Origin of the sequence: Burkholderia cenocepacia, assembly GCF_014211915.1 — a bacterium.
Taxonomy (GTDB): Bacteria; Pseudomonadota; Gammaproteobacteria; order Burkholderiales; family Burkholderiaceae; genus Burkholderia; species Burkholderia orbicola.
The window spans coordinates 39,698-58,011 of record NZ_CP060040.1 but is presented as its reverse complement, the minus strand read 5'-3'; the positions used below and the strand labels follow the sequence as shown (position 1 = coordinate 58,011).

Below are 18,314 nucleotides of genomic sequence, written 5' to 3'. Positions count from 1 at the left end.
ACGGAAAAGAATGGTTTCGTAAAAATGCACGTCGTATACTAATGCAATTCGTGCACTTTCCGTAAACCGCCCTGCCATGACGATTCCGACCGACGATCCGGGCCGCCGCGCGCGCAAACGCATCCAGATGCTCGCGCATCTCGCCGCGACCGGCGCCCGCCTGTTCGATGCGCACGGCTACGAGGCCGTCACGATGGAGCAGATCGCCGCCGAGGCCGATGTCGCGAAACGCACGCTGTACAACCACTTTCCGACGAAGGAAGCCGTGCTCGCGCACTGGCTCGAAGGCGAACTCGCGCGCGATCTCGCGCATCTGCAGCGCGACGTCGCGCGGCGCAAGACCTTTGCGTCGCGCGTCGGCTGCGTGCTCGACGCGTCGGCCGCCTGGTGCGAGCACCATCCCGCGTACCTGCTCGCGTACCTGCGGCATCGCTTCCTGAGCATCGGCGCAGCCGAACCGGAGCGTGCGGGAGAGAACGGCAGCGATATCGCGCTGGTGTGGGAGCAACTGATCTCCGCGGGTCAGCAGACCGGCGAACTGAACGCCGCGCTGCGGGCCGATCAGCTCGCAACGTGGTTCCATCACCTGTATCTTGCGGCGATGCTGCGCTGGCTGACCGTGCCGGGGCTATCGCTGAAACGGGAGTTTCAATCGGTCGCGAAGCTGTTCATCGAAGGCGCGCAAGCGAAGCGGTGACGCAGCCAACGCGTCGCGTAGCGCACACACATTGTTACAACGACCCCACACTTCGCATGCCAAATTTCCCGCGCAGCAGTATGCTGACGTCGTACGGCTGCGCACTGTGCATCGGGCAATCCCGTAGTTCGCACGCGACACGCGCCGCCGTCGCGACCGCAATCACGCGTTGCAAGGAGGGTTGTGATGGCTACCACGCATCAGCACTTCCACCTCGAACTACGGCACGCCACCGCGCCGACCTACTTCATCAGTTACCTGTTCCCCGCGTTGCTGTTCGTCTACGAACTGCTGCGCGTCGGCCAGTGGATTCGTGATCACGGGATGCAATTCGTCGCGTTCAAGCAGATGGGTTACGAGTATCTGCTGATGCTGCTGTTCGTCGGATTGCAGATCGTCGTCGAGGCAATCTTTCTGCTCGGCGCGGCGATGCGCAAGGATCATCGCGATTTCGAGCACCGGTTGCCGAACGTGATTCTCGGCATCGGTCTGTCGATCGTACTGCTGGCGATCGATCTCGCGATCCAGCTTTCGTTCTGACGGCCGGCGGGCGTCCGCCCGCTGGCGATGACGAACGCTCAGGCGCCCGCGTCGCGCAGCAGCGTCGCGACGGCGGCCAGCACGTCGTCCGTTCGCTCGCGGTGCGGCAGGTGTCCGCAGCGGGCGAGCAGCAGGAACGACGACGGCCCCGCGACACGCGCGGCGATCCGCTTCGGATGCACGTCGGACCCGTATTCGTCGTCTTCGCCGTGAATCGCGAGCGTCGCGCACTGCACGCGCGGCAAGTCGTCGTCGAGGCTCCAGTCGCGAAACGCCGGCGACAGCCACGTGTCGACCCACGCGCGCAGCACCCATTCGGCCTTGTCGCCGTGATAGCGCGCGAGCCGGTCGAGCTGCCCCGGTTCGTCGAACTGCCGCCCCGCGTCACGAATGCCGGCCAGCGTGCGGTCCTCGACGAACGCCTGCGCGGCGACCGTCACGAGGCCGCGGCAACGCGCCGGATGCGCGGCCGCACAGCCGACCGCCATCCCGCCGCCGACGCTGTGCCCGAACGCGACGAACGCATCGACGCCGAGCCGTTCCAGTACCGCGGCGAATGCATGATCGGCCTCGTCGCGCACGAACGTCGTGCCGAGCTTGCCCGGATGCCGATCGGAGCGACCGAAACCGAGACGGTCGTACGCGATCACGTCGCGTTGCGTCACACGGGCGAGCTGCGCGGGAAAGTCGCGCCACAGGTCGACGCAGCCGAGCGAATCGTGCAGCAGCACGATGGGCGCGGCCGCGTGCCGTGCCGGCCCCGCATGCCAGCGTTTCGCAAAGAGACGCCCTTGCGGCGTCTCGACGGTCGTCTCCTCGGTCACGATATCGGTCATGTGTCGGTCGTCTGCATGAAGGCGGCCGCCCGTCGGCAGCCGCATCGAATCCGGGCATGGTGGCCTGCCGGCGCGCGCAGCGTCAAGAAAAGCCCCTGCCGCCCGTGCGTTCATTCGGGCTGCGGCGGCAGATACTCCATCTGCGCTTCGTCGTACAGCCGGTAGATCAGCGCCTGCATCGCACGGATGTCCTCCGATTCGTCGAGCATGCGCATGCTCATGATGATCGGCGACACGAGGTTCGGATCGTCGAGCGGCTTGTAGCTGATGTCATCGCGCTTGAGCCCGTACACGCTCTGCGGCACGACCGACACGCCCTCGCCCATCGCGACGAGGCCGAGCGCGATCTGCAGCTCGCGCGTCTCGTAGATCCTGCGCGGCTGCAACGCGCGGTCGTGGAAGGCCGCGAGTACCTGATCCGCATAGCTCGGACGCGGCGCCTTCGGAAAGATGATCAGCGTGTCGTTGACGAGATCGTGCAGCGACAGCACGGGCTTCGCGCTGTCGAGCACGTGGCCGACCGGCAGCGCGACGATCATCCGCTCCTCGCGCAGCACGACGCGCCGCACGCTCGGGTCCTCGTGGCGGATGCGGCCGAACCCGACGTCGATGCGCCCTTCCTTCAGCGCCTTGATCTGGTCCATCGTCGACATCTCGTGCAGGCTCAGCTCGACAGCCGGATATTCGCTGCGAAAGCGCCGGATGATCTTCGGCAGCATCCCGTACAGCGTCGAGCCGACGAAACCGACCGACATGCTGCGCTCGATCTTGCCGACCCGCTTCGTCATCGATTCGAGTTCGGTGGTCTGCGCGAGCAGTTGCACCGCATGCGAATAGAAGAAGCGCCCGGCATCGGTCAGCTTCAGCGGCCGCGCGGTGCGCTCGAACAGCGGCACGCCGAGCGCTTCCTCGAGCTGCTGGATCTGCCGGCTCAGCGGCGGCTGCGCGATATGCAGCCGTTCCGCCGCCCGCGTGAAATTCCGCTCTTCGGCTACCGCGACGAAGTAGCGGAGGTGTCTCAACTCCATGTTCGAATCCTCCCGGGAAAGGCAACGGACGCTCATCCGGCGCCGCGCGGACCGCGTCCGCACCGGTCACCCTCGCCGGCTTCGTACCGGCCTCCTCGATCGCCTGCTTCCCGATCCCGTCACGATACCTCAGCCGGCGCCGATCCCGGCTCGAGCCGCGTCGTGCTCGCGGCGACGCCCGGGGTCGCGCAAAGCAAAACGGGAAGCCGCGAGGCTTCCCGTTCGTTCACCGACGCCGCGCCGCGGCATCGCGCCGACCGCATCACACCTCGGTCGCGTACAACGCGTCGCGCTGCTCGTGGCTCAGCGAGTCGAGCGGCACGTCCGGCAACTGATAGCAGATCATCGTGCCGTACAGCTCGGCCAGGCAGTTGCTGCCGGCGTCGAGCGCGTAGCCGTCCTCGCCGTCCGGCGCCGGCGGGTACACTTCGCGCCACGCATTGATCGCGGCTTCGATTCGCACGATGGAAACGGGTCCGGCCTTCCGCTCGGCGGGTGATGCGCTCATGAATTCCTCTGGATTGCGCGCTCCGCGGGCCATGTCGGCCCGGACGGAACGATGAAAACGCCGGGCATCTCGCCGGCCGCCGCGCGTCGCGCGCGCCGGATGCCGATCCGCGCCGCGCCTGTCGCGCCGGCCGGGCCGTGGCCCGGTAGGGTCGGGCAATATAACCGGCTTTGACCCCGTGCAGACAATAGCCGGGCAAAAAAAACGGGAAGCACGCAGCTTCCCGTTTCTCGTCGACCGTCGCGCGGCCGCCTGCCGCGCCGGCGTCAGCCCGTGGTTTCGCGGTTCGCCACCGGCGGCCGCTGCGCGCCGCGGCTCGCGGCGATCCACGGCGCGATCTCCATGTCCTCGTAGCGCACGAACCGGCTCTTCTTCAGGAACCGGAAGCCGAGCCACACGACGACGAACAGCGGAATGCCGACATAGGTCGCGGCCACGCCGGCCCAGTCGATCCGGTTCGCGAGAAACGCCTGGTAATCCTGGCCGAGCGCGATCACGAGGCACAGCACGAACGCGAACAGCGGGCCGAACGGGAACCACTTCGACTGATACGGCAACTGGTCGAGCGAGTAACCCTGCTTCACGTAGCCCTTGCGGAACCGGTAGTGGCTGACCGCGATGCCGAGCCACGCGATGAAGCCCGTCATCCCCGATGTATTCAGCAGCCACAGGTACACGGTCTTGTCGCCGTACAGCGACGTGAAGAAGCACAGCGCGCCGACGGCGGTGGTCGCGTACAGCGCGTTGCGCGGCACGCCGCCCGGCGACAGCTTCGCGAACACCTTCGGCGCGCGGCCCTCGGTCGCGAGGTTGTAGAGCATCCGCGTCGACGCGTACATGCCCGAGTTGCCGGCCGACAGCACGGCCGTGAGGATCACCGCGTTCATCACGCCGGCCGCGAACGCGAGGCCCGCGTGGCGGAACACCAGCGTGAACGGGCTCACACCGATGTCGGTCACGTCCGTCTTGAGCAGGTTCGGGTCGGTATACGGAATCAGCACGCCGATCACGAAGATCGCGAACACGTAGAACAGCAGGATGCGCCAGAACACCTGGCGCACCGCGCGCGGAATCGTCGTGCGCGGGTTTTCCGATTCGCCGGCCGCGACGCCGATCAGCTCGGTGCCCTGGAACGAGAAGCCCGCGATCATCGCGACGCCCATCAGCGCCGGCAGGCCGCCCGCGAACGGTGCGTCGCCGATCGTCAGGTTGCCCCAGCCGTTGGCCGGCGCGCCCTTCAGAATGCCGAAGATCATCAGCAGCCCGACGCCGATGAACGCGACCACGGTGACGACCTTGATCAGCGCGAACCAGTATTCGGCCTCGCCGAAGCCGCGCACGGTGAGCGCATTGAGCAGGAACATCACGGCGAGGAACGCCGCGCTCCACCACACGCCGGGCACGTCCGGAAACCAGTAGTGCATCACGAGCTGCGCGGCCACGAGCTCCACCGCGATCGTCACCGCCCAGTTGTACCAGTAGTTCCAGCCGAGCGCGAAGCCGAAGCCTTCGTCCACGTATTTGGCGCCGTAGGTCGCGAACGAGCCCGACACCGGCATGAACGCGGCCATCTCGCCGAGACTCGTCATCAGGAAGTAGACCATCAGGCCGATCAGCATGTACGCGACCATCGCACCGCCGGGGCCGGCCTGCGAGATCGACGCGCCGGACGCGACGAACAGGCCCGTGCCGATCGAGCCGCCGATGGCGATCATCGTCAGGTGGCGCGCCTTCAGCGCGCGATGAAGCTTGGGTGGGTTCGCGGACGAACCGGGTGGGTCGGAATTCGGAATGGCGGACATAAACGAGACGAACGTTGAGCAGGCCGGCATCCGTAGCCGGCGCATGCGGTATCGGAGCGCGGGGCGCGTCCTGCGATGCATTCGATGCGGCCCCGATACGCGTTGCGCGGCGGGCGCCTGCGGCGAAGCGCGGATTCTACCTGATTCGATAGGGGGACAGCTGCGCTCGCCCCGCCCGCCGCCACCGCCGCGGATTTTGCAGAATCAACGGGTTGGCCGTGTCGGCCGCGCCACTGCCGCCCGGCGTCGCGAAGACCTCGACGACGGCGGGTCATTCGATTTTCATTTCCCCCGCCGCGCGTAATCCTGTCTCGATCCGCCAAATACCGGATTCAATACGCAAAATCGACCGATCAGCGCGCTATTAATCAGACGAAAAGGCCGACACTGGCGATTGATTCAAATCAAATCGCCCGCGCGCACTGCGGTAATGATGCGTAACCGTTTCGAATCGCCGTCGCCGCATGCATGTTTTGCATGCGCGCGCGAATTTCAGGAATTCGCGGGATAATGACGCTTAATTCGAAATAATCAGCGCGTGGAACCGCCAGTGACGCGAGTAGCCGCCGCCCGCCACCCCGAGGATGAAGTCATTCCCGCTGCCCGCCGCGCTGCGCCGCCATACCGCGTCGATCGTGGCACGCATTCTGTCGCCCCGCGGCGTACTCGTGGCGGGCATCGTCCTGCTGATGTTCAGTTGGGGACTTTCCACGTCGCTATTAATCGAGGCGCGACGCGACGCGTATGGCCATGCGGTAGAAAATGCGCGCAACCTGATGCTGCTGATCGAACGCGATATCGCGCGCAATATCGAACTCTACGATTTGTCGCTGCAAAACGTCGTCGATGGCGTGGCCGATCCGGAACTGATGACATTGCCGCCGCGCCAGCGCCACCGGCTACTGTTCGATCGCGCGGCGACCGGTGCCTATCTCGGTTCCATTTTCGTAATGGATGCGCACGGCAATATCGCGATCGATTCGAGCGCGTCGCCCGCGCGACAAGGCAATTTCGCCGACCGCGACTATTTCACCGTGCACCGCGACCGGCTCGCACCCGGCCTCTACATCAGCCGGCCGTACGCGTCGCGGCTGCGCGGCGGCGCGCTGACGATCGCGCTGAGCCGCCGGATCAACCGGCCCGACGGCACCTTCGGCGGGATCGTCGTCGGCACGCTCAGCATCGACTACTTCCGCGCGCTGCTCGACGGCCTCGCGGTCGGCCGGCACGGCAGCGCGGCGATCGTCGAGGACAACGGCACGCTCGTATCGCGCCTGCCGTACGACACCCGGGTGGTCGGCCTCGACCTGCACGACTCGCCGCTGTTCATCGACGCGCAACGCAGCCGCACCGGCGAGCTGACCGGGGTCGGCGCCATCGACGGCGTGCGGCGCGTCTATGTTTACAAGCATCTCGCCGGGCTGCCGCTGATCGTCGACGTCGCGCCCGCCGAAATCGACATCTACGCGTCGTGGCACCACCGCGCGATCTGGACCGTCGTGCTGATGAGCCTGTTCACCGCGTTCATCGCGTGGGGCTCGCTCGCGCTGTCGCGCGAGCTGAAACGCCGGCAGGATGCCGAAGCGAAGCTGTACCGGCTCGCGCACACCGATTCGCTGACGGGCCTCGACAACCGCGGCACGTTCGACACGGTGCTCGCGAAGGAGACCCAGCGCGCGTCGCGCAGCGGCCGCCCGTTGTCCGTGCTGTTCGTCGACGTCGATCACTTCAAGGCGTTCAACGACTACTACGGCCACCCGGCCGGCGACGACGTGCTGCGCCAGGTCGCGCAATCGCTGTCGCGCTGCCTGCGCCGCGACAGCGATCACGTCGCGCGCTACGGCGGCGAGGAATTCGTCGTCACGCTGCCCGACACCGACGGGCCAGGCGCGGCCACCGTCGCCGAAGGCATCCGGCGCGCGATCTCGGAGCTCGGGATCGAGCACGTGAAGAGCCAGTACGGGCGCGTCACGGTCAGCATCGGCACGGCCACCGCCGACGACGGCCGAATGAACGCCGCGACACTGTTGCGGCGCGCCGACGAAGCGCTGTACCGCGCGAAGTCGGGCGGCCGCAACCGCGTGCTGGACGCGCAGTCGACCGCGGCCGACGCGTGACGCGCCGTGCCGTGGTCGGACACGGCTGCCCGGCGGCCCCGCCGTGGACAGCCCACCTATGTTCGGCTAGCGTTACGTCTGCTGCGCAGGCGGCGCGGCGCCGGCCCGCGCGGGCCGCCGTGCGCGTTCCGGCCACTTCCGCTTCGTCATGACTGCCCCGCTTCCGACCCGACTGCCGCCGCTCGTGCGCCACGCGCTTCGCCCGCTGCTCGACCCGTACCGCCGCTACCGGCACGCGAAGCTGATCCACGCGGCGCGCGTCGCGCTCGCGGTGCTCGTGTCGATCGCGCTGTCCACGGGGCTGAACGTGCCGCATGGCGAGTGGTCGACGATCACCGTGCTGATCGTCGTCGGCGGGCTGCAGCATCACGGCAACATCCGCAAGAAGGCGGCCGAGCGCGCGCTCGGGACATCGATCGGCGCGCTGGCGGGGCTCGGGCTGATCCTTCTCTACTCGTTCCTGCACGCGCCGTTCGCGATCTACCTGCTGATGGCGGTCGGGTGCGGCGTCTGCGCGTATCACGCGATCGGCAAGGCCGGCTACATCGCGCTGCTGTCGGCGATCACGATGGTGATCGTCGCCGGGCACGGCGACAACGAGATCGTCGACGGCCTGTGGCGCGCGGTGAACGTGCTGGCCGGCATCGCGATCGCGCTGGCGTTCTCGTTCGCGCTGCCGCTCTACGCGACCTATTCGTGGCGCTACAAGCTCGCCGACGCGCTGCGCGCGTGCGCGGCCGTGCATGCGCGGCTCGCGGACGACCGTCAGGTCACCGACGACGCGCACCTGAAGGAAATGGCCGCGCTGAGCACGCTGCTCGTGCAGTTGCGCTCGCTGATGCCGTCGGTGTCGAAGGAATGCGAGACGTCGATGACGCAGCTCGAGGCGATCCAGCGCAGCCTGCGCCTGTGCATCGGTTACCTGGAGATCCTGTCGAGCGCGCTGCCGGCCGCCGACGACGTGGCGGCCCGCGAATACATGCGCGTCGAGATGAAGACCTTGAACCGGCGCATCCGCGACACGCTGGTCGGCGCGAGCCGCGCGCTCAAGTTCGGCACGCCGAGCCGGCTTGCCCCGCGCCGGCGGCCGGTCGACCCGCTGCACGACGCGCCGCCGCCGCAGTTGTCCGGCTACGTGTCGATCACGGCCAAGCTGGCCGGCGAAGTCGATCAGTTGCGCGAGCGGCTGCTCGATACCGCGCGATCGTGGAATATCTGAGGGACGGGGTTCGCGCGCCATTCTTTCATATCCCTTTCGATGCGGCGAAGCGACGCGCTGACGACCGGGAGCGGGATCGCTGGCCGATCCGTCCCCGAAAATCCGGCGACGCCCCGGCGCGTCCACGCGTGTATCGGCGGCGACGCAACGCCGTCCGGCACGGTGTTCTCCAGCCGGCTCACCGCCCGTCAGGCCCGCCGCGACAGGCGCGACGCCGGTTCCGCACCAAAATCAACCCTTGCCCCAACTTCCCGGACAGCCGATACTCGCATATTCCGCGAAATACGATCCCACCGGCTTCAATCCACGGTAATTCCTATGAGCACGATTCTCGAAAGCCTCCCGACCGGCCAGAAGGTCGGTATCGCCTTCTCCGGCGGCCTGGACACCAGCGCCGCGCTGCACTGGATGAAACTGAAGGGCGCCGTCCCGTACGCATACACGGCGAACCTCGGCCAGCCCGACGAAGACGATTACGACGCGATCCCGAAACGCGCGATCGAATACGGCGCAGCCGGCGCCCGCCTGATCGACTGCCGCGCGCAGCTCGTCGCCGAAGGCATCGCGGCGCTGCAAAGCGGCGCGTTCCACATCACGACCGCCGGCGTCACGTACTTCAACACGACGCCGATCGGCCGCGCCGTGACCGGCACGATGCTCGTCGCCGCGATGAAGGAAGACGGCGTCAACATCTGGGGCGACGGCAGCACGTACAAGGGCAACGACATCGAGCGCTTCTACCGCTACGGCCTGCTCGTGAACCCGGATCTGAAGATCTACAAGCCGTGGCTCGACCAGACGTTCATCGACGAGCTCGGCGGCCGTGCCGAAATGTCCGAATTCATGAACCAGGCCGGCTTCGCATACAAGATGTCGGCCGAGAAGGCGTATTCGACCGACTCGAACCTGCTCGGCGCGACGCACGAAGCGAAGGATCTGGAAAGCCTCGAAAGCGGCATCAAGATCGTGAACCCGATCATGGGCGTCGCGTTCTGGCGCGACGACGTGAAGATCGCCGCCGAAGAAGTGACGGTGCGCTTCGAAGCCGGCCAGCCGGTCGCGCTGAACGGCGTCGAGTTCAAGGATCAGGTCGAGCTGCTGCTGGAAGCGAACCGCATCGGCGGCCGCCACGGCCTCGGCATGAGCGACCAGATCGAGAACCGGATCATCGAGGCGAAGAGCCGCGGCATCTACGAAGCCCCGGGCCTCGCGCTGCTGTACATCGCGTACGAGCGTCTCGTCACCGGCATCCACAACGAAGACACGATCGAGCAGTATCGCGAGAACGGCCGCCGCCTCGGCCGCCTGCTGTACCAGGGCCGCTGGTTCGACCCGCAGGCGATCATGCTGCGCGAGACCGCGCAACGCTGGGTCGCACGCGCGATCACCGGCGAAGTGAAGATCGAACTGCGCCGCGGCAACGACTACTCGATCCTGAGCACGAAGTCGCCGAACCTCACGTATCAGCCGGAACGCCTGTCGATGGAGAAGGTTGCATCGACGTTCTCGCCGCGCGACCGGATCGGCCAGCTGACGATGCGCAATCTCGACATCACCGATACGCGCGACAAGCTGCGCGTGTATTCGCAAGTCGGGCTGCTGACGCCGGGCGAAACGTCGGCGCTGCCGCAGATCAAGGGCGACGGCGACAAGTAAGTCGCGTCGTTCGACGCCGTGCCGCATCGTCGTATGCGGCACGGTCGGGCAGGCTGCCCGTGTGGTGCATCGTTCCGCGCGCAGCCTGCCGCTTCCCCTCTCCCCGCCTGTCCGCTTCCCGCCGTATTCGCATCCCGCCGCGTGACGCCTCAACGGCACTGCACCGCCGCGCCAGTCATGGCAAGCTGCGAATCGTCCGATTCCTGCGTCGACTCATGACCATCCTGACCGTCATCCACCTGAACGGCCCGATCAACAGCGGCAAGACGACGATCGGCCGCGCGCTCGCACGCGTGCTGCCCGATGCGCGCTTCATCGACGGCGACGATCACGATGCGCCCGAAAACGCGCCGTTCGACGTGCAATGGGCGATCGCGCTCGAACGCCTCGTCACGCAGATCACAACCGCACACGAACGCCATCTGGTCATCGCCTATCCGATCGGCGAAGCGGAATTCGAACGGCTGCGCGCGGCCTGCGACGCGCGTGACGCGCGCTTGTTCGTCGTCACGCTCGCGCCGCCCGAAGCGGTCGCGGCGTCGAATCGCGGCACGCGCATGTTGACGGACTGGGAGCGCAACCGGATCGCCGAGATGTATCGGGAAGGGTATGCTGCGCGGGCGTTCAGCGAGATGGTGCTGGATACGTCCGATGCGACACCCGATGCGTGTGCGGCGCGCATCGCGCGGCAGGTCGCGGCGACGGCGTCGTAGCGGCTCCCGCGCGCGAACATGGACTGACGCCACGCACCGCTGATCGCGCGCCGCCACGCATGAAGCCGGACGGATACGCCACGCGCCCGTCCGGCCGCCCCGCATCGCACATTGCCGCGCTCACGAGTGATGCCGCACGCCCGGCACGGCCGCTTCCCGCACCCCCTTGCGACTCAACATCAGCGTGACGACCGCCGACACCGCGAGCGTGCCGGCCACCACGTACAGCCCCGCCGCATACCCGCCCGTCGCGTGCTTGAGCCAACCGATCGCGAACGGCCCGACGAACCCGCCGAGATTGCCGATCGAATTGATCATCGCGATCCCCGCCGCCGCGCCGGCCCCCGACAGGAACGCACTCGGCATCGCCCACAGCGGCGCCTTCGCCGCACTGATCCCGATGTTGACGACGATCAGCGCGAGCAGGGTCAGCAGCGCCGTGCTCGCCTGCCCCGCGAACACGAAGCCGATACAGGCCAGCACGCACGGAATCACGACATGCCACGTGCGCTCGCCGGTGCGATCCGAATGCCGCGCCCACCCGATCATCGCGACCACGGCGGCGATGCTCGGAATGCCGGTCAGCAGGCCTGTCTGCAATGCGCTGAAGCCGAACTGCTTGACCATCAGCGGCGCCCACAGGCCGAGCGTATAGAGCCCCGCCGACGTGCCGAAGTAGATCAGCGCGAGCGCCAGCACGCGCGGATCGCGCAGCGCCTGCCACGCACCGGCCGTGTGCCCGGCGTGCGTGTGGCGCGCGTCCGCTTCCGCTTTCAGCTTCGCGATCAGCCAGTCGCGCTCGTCGGCGCGCAGCCACGCGGCCTGCGACGGCGCATCGGTCAGGCGCTTCAGCACGACGAAGCCGAGCACGACCGCCGGCAGCGCTTCGACGATGTACAGCATCTGCCAGTCGGCGAGCCCGAACATCGGCGGCATCTGCATGATCGCGCCCGACAGCGGCGAACCGATCGCGGTCGAGATCGGCGCGGCCGCCATGAACCACGCGGCGGCCACCGCGCGCTGCTTCGCGGGAAACCACAGGCTCAGGTACAGGATGATGCCGGGAAAGAAGCCGGCTTCCGCCATGCCGAGCAGAAAACGCAGCACGTAGAAGCTGGTCGGCCCGGCCGCGAACGCGGACACGGCCGACACGATGCCCCACGTGATCATCACGCGCGCAATCCAGATGCGCGCGCCGACACGATGGAGGATCAGGTTGCTCGGTACTTCAAACAGAAAATAGCCGATGAAGAACAGGCCGCCGCCGAATCCGAACGCAGTCGGCGACAGGCCGATCGCGTTGTTCATCGTCATCGCCGCGAAGCCGACGTTCACGCGATCGAGAAAGCTGACGAAGTAAAGCAGCATCACGAACGGAATGATGCGCCACATCAGTTTCCGCGCGACGCGGGTTTCCAGATCCGCCTGCATGTGTCTCCTCCTTCGAGGTCGGGCCGTGCGCCGTCGGTCGGTGGACCGCGAGCGCCGGCCGGCGCCCGGCTCGCGTCGGATGCGCGAGTCGCGGGCAGAAAAGATGCGTGAGCAAAACGAACGGTCGGCGCCCGGGTGGCTGCGCGCGCGGCCGCCCGCCTCGCGCCGCCGTCAGGCCGCCACCGCCGCGTTCGCGACGCGCTCGCAGACGGCCGCCGTCACCTGCGCGGTCGTCGCGCGGCCGCCGAGGTCGCGCGTATGCAGCGACGAGTCGGCCGTCACGGCCTCGATCGCATGCATCACGCGCGCGGCCGCTTCCGTCTCGCCGAGATGTTCGAGCAGCATCACGACCGACCAGAACGTGCCGACCGGATTCGCGAGCCCCTTGCCCATGATGTCGAACGCCGAGCCGTGGATCGGCTCGAACATCGACGGATAGCGGCGCTCGGGATCGATGTTGCCGGTCGGCGCGATGCCGAGGCTGCCCGCGAGCGCGGCGGCGAGATCGCTGAGGATGTCCGCGTGCAGGTTGGTCGCGACGATCGTGTCGAGCGACGCCGGGCGATTGACCATGCGCGCGGTCGCCGCGTCGACGAGTTCCTTGTCCCACGTCACGTCGGGAAACTCCTGCGCGATCTGCTTCGCGATCTCGTCCCACATCACCATCGCGTGCCGCTGCGCGTTGCTCTTCGTGATCACGGTCAGCAGCTTGCGCGGCCGCGACTGCGCGAGCCGGAACGCGAAGCGCATGATGCGTTCGACGCCGGCGCGCGTGAGGATCGACACGTCGGTCGCGGCCTCGATCGGATGGCCCTGGTGCACGCGGCCGCCGACGCCCGCGTATTCGCCTTCGGAGTTCTCGCGCACGATCACCCAGTTCAGGTCGTCCGGCCCGCAGCGCTTCAGCGGCGCGTCGATGCCCGGCAGGATGCGTGTCGGGCGCACGTTCGCGTACTGGTCGAAGCCCTGGCAGATCTTCAGGCGCAGGCCCCACAGCGTCACGTGGTCGGGCACGTCCGGGTCGCCCGCGGAGCCGAACAGGATCGCGTCCTTGCCGCGCAGTGCGTCGAGGCCGTCGGCCGGCATCATCGCGCCGTGCCGGCGGTAGTAATCGGCGCCCCAGTCGAAATTCTCGAACTCGAACGCGAAGCGGTCGCTGCCGCGGGCCAGCGCTTCCAGCAGTTGCTTGCCGGCCGGCACCACCTCCTTGCCGATGCCGTCGCCGGGAATCGTTGCGATACGGTAGGTCTTCATGCGGACATCCTCGATTGATCGTGAGCGTGAACGCACTTTACCGAACCGGGAGTGTGTAAACCGGGGCTATACTCAAAGCATCTTTAACTTCAATTCACAAATCCCGTCATGGCGGATACCGTCCAGCCGGCCGATCTCGGCTTCTTCTCGACGCTGGCCGCGTCGGGCAGCCTGAGCGCGGCCGCGCGCGAACTCGGGCTGACCGCGGCGGCCGTCAGCAAGCGGCTCACGCAGATGGAGCGGCGCGCGGGCGTGACGCTCGTCAATCGCACGACGCGGCGGATGATGCTGACGCCCGAAGGCGACGTGTACCTGGAATACGCGCGCCGGATTCTCGACCAGATGGACGAACTCGGCGAACTGCTCGGCAGCGCGAAGCAGCGGCCGAAGGGGCTGCTGCGCGTGAATGCGACGCTCGGGTTCGGGCGCAGCCACGTCGGCCCGGCGATCTCGCGCTTCGTCGCGCGCTATCCGGAAGTGTCGGTGCAGTTGCAGCTGTCGGTGATGCCGCCGCCGCTCACCGACGACGCGTTCGACGTGTGCATCCGCTTCGGCGAGCCGCCCGACGCGCGCGTCGTCGCGCGGCGGCTGGCGCCGAACCGCCGGCTGCTGTGCGCGGCGCCCGCGTATCTCGCGCGGCACGGGGTGCCCGGCACGCCGCACGACCTGACGCGGCACAACTGCATCGGCATCCGGCAAGGCGACGAAGGTTACGGCGTGTGGCGCCTGACGAGCGGGCGCGGCGCGGCCCGCCACACGGAAGCCGTGCGGATCAACGGCAACCTGACGACGAACGACGGCGAGATCGCGGTGAAGTGGGCGCTCGACGGGCACGGCATCCTGATGCGTGCGGAATGGGATCTGCGCGACTATCTCGCCGACGGCAGGCTGGTCGTCGTGCTGCCCGATCATGAAACGCCGAGCGCCGACATCTACGCGGTGTATGCGCAGCGTCACCAGATGTCCACGCGGATTCGCGCGTTCGTCGATTTCCTGGCGGAAGAATTGGGGCGGCTCAGGGCGGTGTAGCGCGCCCGTTCCATACGCCGTGTGTGTCGGCTGTCGATGCGTGACCCCGACTCGCCCTATACGGCTGCACGGCTGGCCGTTCGGCCTCCGATGAAAATATTCCGGCGAATTTCGTAACGAATCGCCAAAATATTTACATCGTTCGATACAGATCGGATGGATGGCCGGCGCGTTCCGCCTCGTGAGCGCTGCTCGAGGCCTTCCGTCAGTCTGCTGCCGTCACGCCACCGCTACCAGCCCGCTGTACCGATCGCCGGTAGCGGCTGCACCCGGCAGCGCCGGCCGCCACCCCACCGCCCCTGCCGCCGCCAACCCTGTCTGCTCATATCCGGCCTGCCCGAAACGCTCCGCAATCCAGTCGACAAACGCGCGCACGCCGGGCGACACGTGCGGCCGCTTCACGTAGACGGCCGACACGGCCAGCGCATCGGGTTGCCAGCCCGCCAACACTTCCCGCAGCCGTCCCGCATCGATCAGCGGCTGCGCGGCAACGCGCGTCGGCTGGATCAACCCGAGGCCGTGCACGCCGCAGGCGAGATACGCCTGTTCGTCGTCCACGCTGACGATGCCGTCGAGCCGCACCTTGCGTACCGCGTCGTCCACCACGAACTCGAGCTCCGCCGAACGCTGGCCGAACACGTGCGACCCGCCTACCGCGCGATGCGCGCCCAGATCGTCGGGCGTGCGCGGCACGCCGAAGCGGTCGAGATACGCGGGGCTCGCGCACGTCACGCGTTCGAGCGAGCCGAGCCGGCGCGCGACGAGCGACGAATCGGGCAGCGCACCGAGCCGGATGCTGCAGTCGATCGCGTCGCCGATGCGGTCGCCCGCGCGCCCGGCCACGGCAAGCGTCAGCTCGAGATCGGGATGCCGCGCATGAAATTCGCCGAGCGCCGGCAACACGATCGTGCTCGCCACCGACGCCGGCAGTTCGACGCGCAGCGGCCCGCTCGGATGTAGCGCGGCGCCGCGGATGCTGGCCTCGAGCTCGTCGACGTCCGCCGTGATGCTGACGCAGCGCCGGTAATACGCATCGCCTTCGGGCGTCGGCCGCAACGCGCGCGTCGTGCGCACCAGCAGCGGCATGCCGAGCGCCGCTTCGAGCTCCTGCACGGTGCGCGTGGCGGTGGCGCGCGAAATGCCGAGCGCCTGCGCCGCGCGCGTGAAGCTGTTCATTTCGACGATGCGCGTGAAGATGCGCATCGCGCGGATCGGATTGTCCACCGGACACCTCTGCGTGGTTGCGATAGGCCGCGGCGCGCGTGCGCGCACCGTGCGACGTGTCGATGTCGATGTCGAGGTCGATGTCGAGGTCGACGCAAGTCGCGCAAGCGGCGCGGCCTCGGATCAGGCGTTCGCCGCCGCGACGCCGGGCGCCGGTTCGGCGAGCAGCCGTTGCGCGAGCGCCAGCGCGTCGTCGCGGCTCGCCGCCGCGTTCAGCGGATAGCCCCAGACTTTCTCGAAGGCGCCCGAAAAGGCATTGAGCGCCACGCGCCGCGCCGCATTGGGCTCGATCGCGATCATCCCGGGAATCCATTCGCGCGACAGCGCGCGGTTGGCCTTGCTCCACTTCGCGAGCTGCTTGCGCATCTCGTGATCGTTGTCGGCGCGATCGTCGCCGGACGGCGCATCGTCGGTCAGAAGAACGAAGCGTTCGCGGCGCGCGAGCAACGCGTCGAGTTCGGCAATCAGCCGGGCGGGATCGGTGTGGGTCGAGCCGCTGTAACGCAGCCAGACAAACGGAAATTCGGTCGTGGTAATTTGCATGTCGGCCTCCAGATGAGAACGATTCTCATTTTATGGATCGAGCCCTCATGCGTCATTTCTCATCCCGGCCAACTGCTTTTTCAATCCGGCCAAACGGGCGCGGGCGCGCGGTGTGGCCGGTCAGCGTTGCCGGTCGGTCAGGAATTGCGTCGGCGGCTTGCCGGTCGCCTTGCGGAACATCGTGACGAAGCTGCTCGCGCTCTCGTAGCCAAGATCGATCGCGATCTGATGCACGCGGCGGCCGGTCGTCAGCATCCGCAGCGACAGCGCGACGTGCAGCCGCCGGCGCCAGTCGCCGAGGCTCATGCCGAGCTCCTTCGTCGCGAGGCGCGTCAGGCTGCGCTCGCTGATGCCCGCACGCCGCGCGAGTTCGGGCAGCGGCGACTTGTCGGCCGGGTTGTCGAGCAGATGGTCGATCAGCTTGCGCAGCCGGCGATCGGCCGGCATCGGCAGGTACAAGTCCTCGACCGGGGCCGCGACGAGCTCGTCGAGCAGCGTCGCCACCAGCCGCCCTTGCGGCCCATCGACGTCGTACAGGTTCGGGAAGCTGGCCGCCTTCAGCAGCAGCTCGCGCAACAGCGGCGACATGGCGAGCGTGCAGCAGCGCGTGGGCAGGTCGAGCGCCGCGTCGGGTTCGACCAGTACCGCATAGAAGGTGGCGCCGGCCGAGCCGCGCGCCGCATGCGGGACATCGCCGGGAATCCAGACCGTGCATTGCGGCGGTGCGGTCCACACGCCGCCGTCGATCTCGCAATAGACGACGCCGCTCAGCGTGTAGAGCAGCTGCGCCTGGCGATGGCTGTGCCGTTCCAGCCGCCACTCGGGCTCGACGACCGAGCCGCCGAACACGACGAGCGGACGCGGCACGTGATAGACGTCGGCGTCCGCGGCAGGATCGGTGATCGATGGAAGGTCGCGCATGGAACGACGGGCTGTGAAAAAAGGCCGGACGCCGGCGCGTCCTGTCGTGCTTATACCAGAAAGGCGCCGACGCAGCCGCGCCGTTCGAGGGCGCGTCTGCGGCCGCGCGCCGAACCGAATACAATGCGCCGATCCCCTGCCGCCGCGCCAACCTGCCGGAGCCGCCATGTTCGACCTGACCACGCTGACCACCTTCACGGCCGTCGTTCTGGGCCTGTTCCTGATTCCCGGCCCCGCCGTGCTGCTCGTGCTGAGTCGCACCGTGCAGGGTGGGCGCAAGACCGGCATCCTGACCGGCCTCGGCGTCGCGAGCGGCGACTTCGTGCATACGCTGTTCGCGGCCGTCGGGCTGTCGGCGCTGCTGATGACGTCGGCACTCGCGTTCAACGTCGTGAAGCTGGTCGGCGCCGCGTACCTGATCTATCTCGGCGTGCGGGCACTGCTCGAGAAACCGTCCGATCCGTCGCTGCCGCAGGTGTCGCCCGTCACGCCGCTCAAGGCGTACCTGCAGGCGATTCCCGCCGAAGTGCTGAATCCGAAGACCGCGCTGTTCTTTCTCGCGTTCATGCCGCAGTTCGTGCATCCGGAACGCGGCTCGACGTTCGTGCAGTTCGCGGTGCTCGGGCTGATCTTCGTCGTGCTCAGCTCGCTCTACACGACGCTGATCGCATGCTCGATCCGCCCGCTCGGCCGCATCGTGAAGCGGCTCACGTGGCTCACGCGCTGGCAGGGCAAGATCATCGGCTCGATCTTCATCGCGCTCGGGCTGCGGGTAGCCGTGCAGCAGCGCTGACGC

The 18,314-nt window shown here is 67.7% G+C and carries 17 protein-coding genes; 8 read left to right on the top strand and 9 right to left on the bottom strand.

Annotated features, from left to right (window positions below):
* Nucleotides 1-76 precede the first annotated feature (76 nt).
* Both SY91_RS16855 and SY91_RS16850 read left to right on the top strand, forming a co-directional pair.
* Nucleotides 77-697 (top strand): TetR/AcrR family transcriptional regulator, encoded by a 621-nt coding sequence (locus SY91_RS16855; protein WP_023475010.1) that lies wholly within the window; start codon nt 77-79, stop codon nt 695-697.
* Between the two features lie 186 nt (nt 698-883).
* On the top strand, nt 884-1,237 hold the full coding sequence (locus SY91_RS16850; protein ID WP_006482519.1) for a hypothetical protein: 354 nt from the start codon (nt 884-886) through the stop codon (nt 1,235-1,237).
* A gap of 38 nt (nt 1,238-1,275) precedes the next feature.
* Here SY91_RS16850 and SY91_RS16845 read toward each other — a convergent pair whose 3' ends face one another.
* From SY91_RS16845 to SY91_RS16830, 4 genes are all read right to left on the bottom strand, one after another.
* Nucleotides 1,276-2,073, bottom strand: a complete 798-nt coding sequence (locus SY91_RS16845) for an alpha/beta fold hydrolase (RefSeq protein WP_043886662.1) — start codon at nt 2,071-2,073, stop codon at nt 1,276-1,278.
* A gap of 110 nt (nt 2,074-2,183) precedes the next feature.
* Nucleotides 2,184-3,101, bottom strand: coding sequence for a LysR family transcriptional regulator (locus SY91_RS16840; RefSeq protein WP_006479595.1), 918 nt, complete (start codon nt 3,099-3,101; stop codon nt 2,184-2,186).
* A gap of 262 nt (nt 3,102-3,363) precedes the next feature.
* Entirely contained in the window at nt 3,364-3,609 is a 246-nt protein-coding gene (locus SY91_RS16835) for a DUF3717 domain-containing protein (RefSeq protein ID WP_012338561.1), read from the bottom strand.
* 266 nt (nt 3,610-3,875) lie between these two features.
* Nucleotides 3,876-5,411 (bottom strand): amino acid permease, encoded by a 1,536-nt coding sequence (locus tag SY91_RS16830; protein ID WP_012338562.1) that lies wholly within the window; start codon nt 5,409-5,411, stop codon nt 3,876-3,878.
* A gap of 584 nt (nt 5,412-5,995) precedes the next feature.
* On the opposite strand from SY91_RS16830, the gene SY91_RS16825 reads away from it, so the two are divergent.
* From SY91_RS16825 to SY91_RS16810, 4 genes are all read left to right on the top strand, one after another.
* Nucleotides 5,996-7,528, top strand: a complete 1,533-nt coding sequence (locus SY91_RS16825; RefSeq protein WP_023475013.1) for a sensor domain-containing diguanylate cyclase — start codon at nt 5,996-5,998, stop codon at nt 7,526-7,528.
* Between the two features lie 148 nt (nt 7,529-7,676).
* Nucleotides 7,677-8,747 carry an FUSC family protein gene (locus SY91_RS16820; RefSeq protein ID WP_023475015.1) on the top strand — a complete coding sequence of 357 codons (1,071 nt, stop codon included), beginning with the start codon at nt 7,677-7,679 and terminating at the stop codon, nt 8,745-8,747.
* Between the two features lie 318 nt (nt 8,748-9,065).
* Nucleotides 9,066-10,403 carry an argininosuccinate synthase gene (gene argG, locus SY91_RS16815; protein ID WP_006479599.1) on the top strand — a complete coding sequence of 446 codons (1,338 nt, stop codon included), beginning with the start codon at nt 9,066-9,068 and terminating at the stop codon, nt 10,401-10,403.
* Nucleotides 10,404-10,618: 215 nt separating this feature from the next.
* A complete protein-coding gene (locus SY91_RS16810; RefSeq protein ID WP_023475016.1) occupies nt 10,619-11,116 on the top strand; it encodes a shikimate kinase in 498 nt (165 codons plus the stop codon).
* A 120-nt stretch (nt 11,117-11,236) separates the two neighbouring features.
* On the opposite strand, the gene SY91_RS16805 is transcribed toward SY91_RS16810, so the two are convergent.
* On the bottom strand, nt 11,237-12,547 hold the full coding sequence (locus SY91_RS16805) for an MFS transporter (protein WP_023475017.1): 1,311 nt from the start codon (nt 12,545-12,547) through the stop codon (nt 11,237-11,239).
* 171 nt (nt 12,548-12,718) lie between these two features.
* A complete protein-coding gene (locus SY91_RS16800; RefSeq protein WP_023475018.1) occupies nt 12,719-13,801 on the bottom strand; it encodes a tartrate dehydrogenase in 1,083 nt (360 codons plus the stop codon).
* A 108-nt stretch (nt 13,802-13,909) separates the two neighbouring features.
* Between SY91_RS16800 and SY91_RS16795 the strand changes: the two genes are divergently transcribed.
* Nucleotides 13,910-14,830 (top strand): LysR substrate-binding domain-containing protein, encoded by a 921-nt coding sequence (locus SY91_RS16795; RefSeq protein WP_023475019.1) that lies wholly within the window; start codon nt 13,910-13,912, stop codon nt 14,828-14,830.
* A gap of 219 nt (nt 14,831-15,049) precedes the next feature.
* Here SY91_RS16795 and SY91_RS16790 read toward each other — a convergent pair whose 3' ends face one another.
* The 3 genes from SY91_RS16790 to SY91_RS16780 form a co-directional block, all read right to left on the bottom strand.
* Nucleotides 15,050-16,054: a LysR family transcriptional regulator gene (locus tag SY91_RS16790; RefSeq protein ID WP_023475020.1), complete on the bottom strand. Its 1,005-nt coding sequence runs from the start codon at nt 16,052-16,054 to the stop codon at nt 15,050-15,052.
* Nucleotides 16,055-16,177: 123 nt separating this feature from the next.
* Nucleotides 16,178-16,597, bottom strand: coding sequence for an ATP--cob(I)alamin adenosyltransferase (locus tag SY91_RS16785; protein WP_012338569.1), 420 nt, complete (start codon nt 16,595-16,597; stop codon nt 16,178-16,180).
* A 120-nt stretch (nt 16,598-16,717) separates the two neighbouring features.
* Nucleotides 16,718-17,518, bottom strand: coding sequence for an AraC family transcriptional regulator (locus tag SY91_RS16780; protein ID WP_023475021.1), 801 nt, complete (start codon nt 17,516-17,518; stop codon nt 16,718-16,720).
* 166 nt (nt 17,519-17,684) lie between these two features.
* Between SY91_RS16780 and SY91_RS16775 the strand changes: the two genes are divergently transcribed.
* Nucleotides 17,685-18,311 carry a LysE family translocator gene (locus tag SY91_RS16775; protein WP_006490488.1) on the top strand — a complete coding sequence of 209 codons (627 nt, stop codon included), beginning with the start codon at nt 17,685-17,687 and terminating at the stop codon, nt 18,309-18,311.
* Nucleotides 18,312-18,314: the final 3 nt, after the last annotated feature.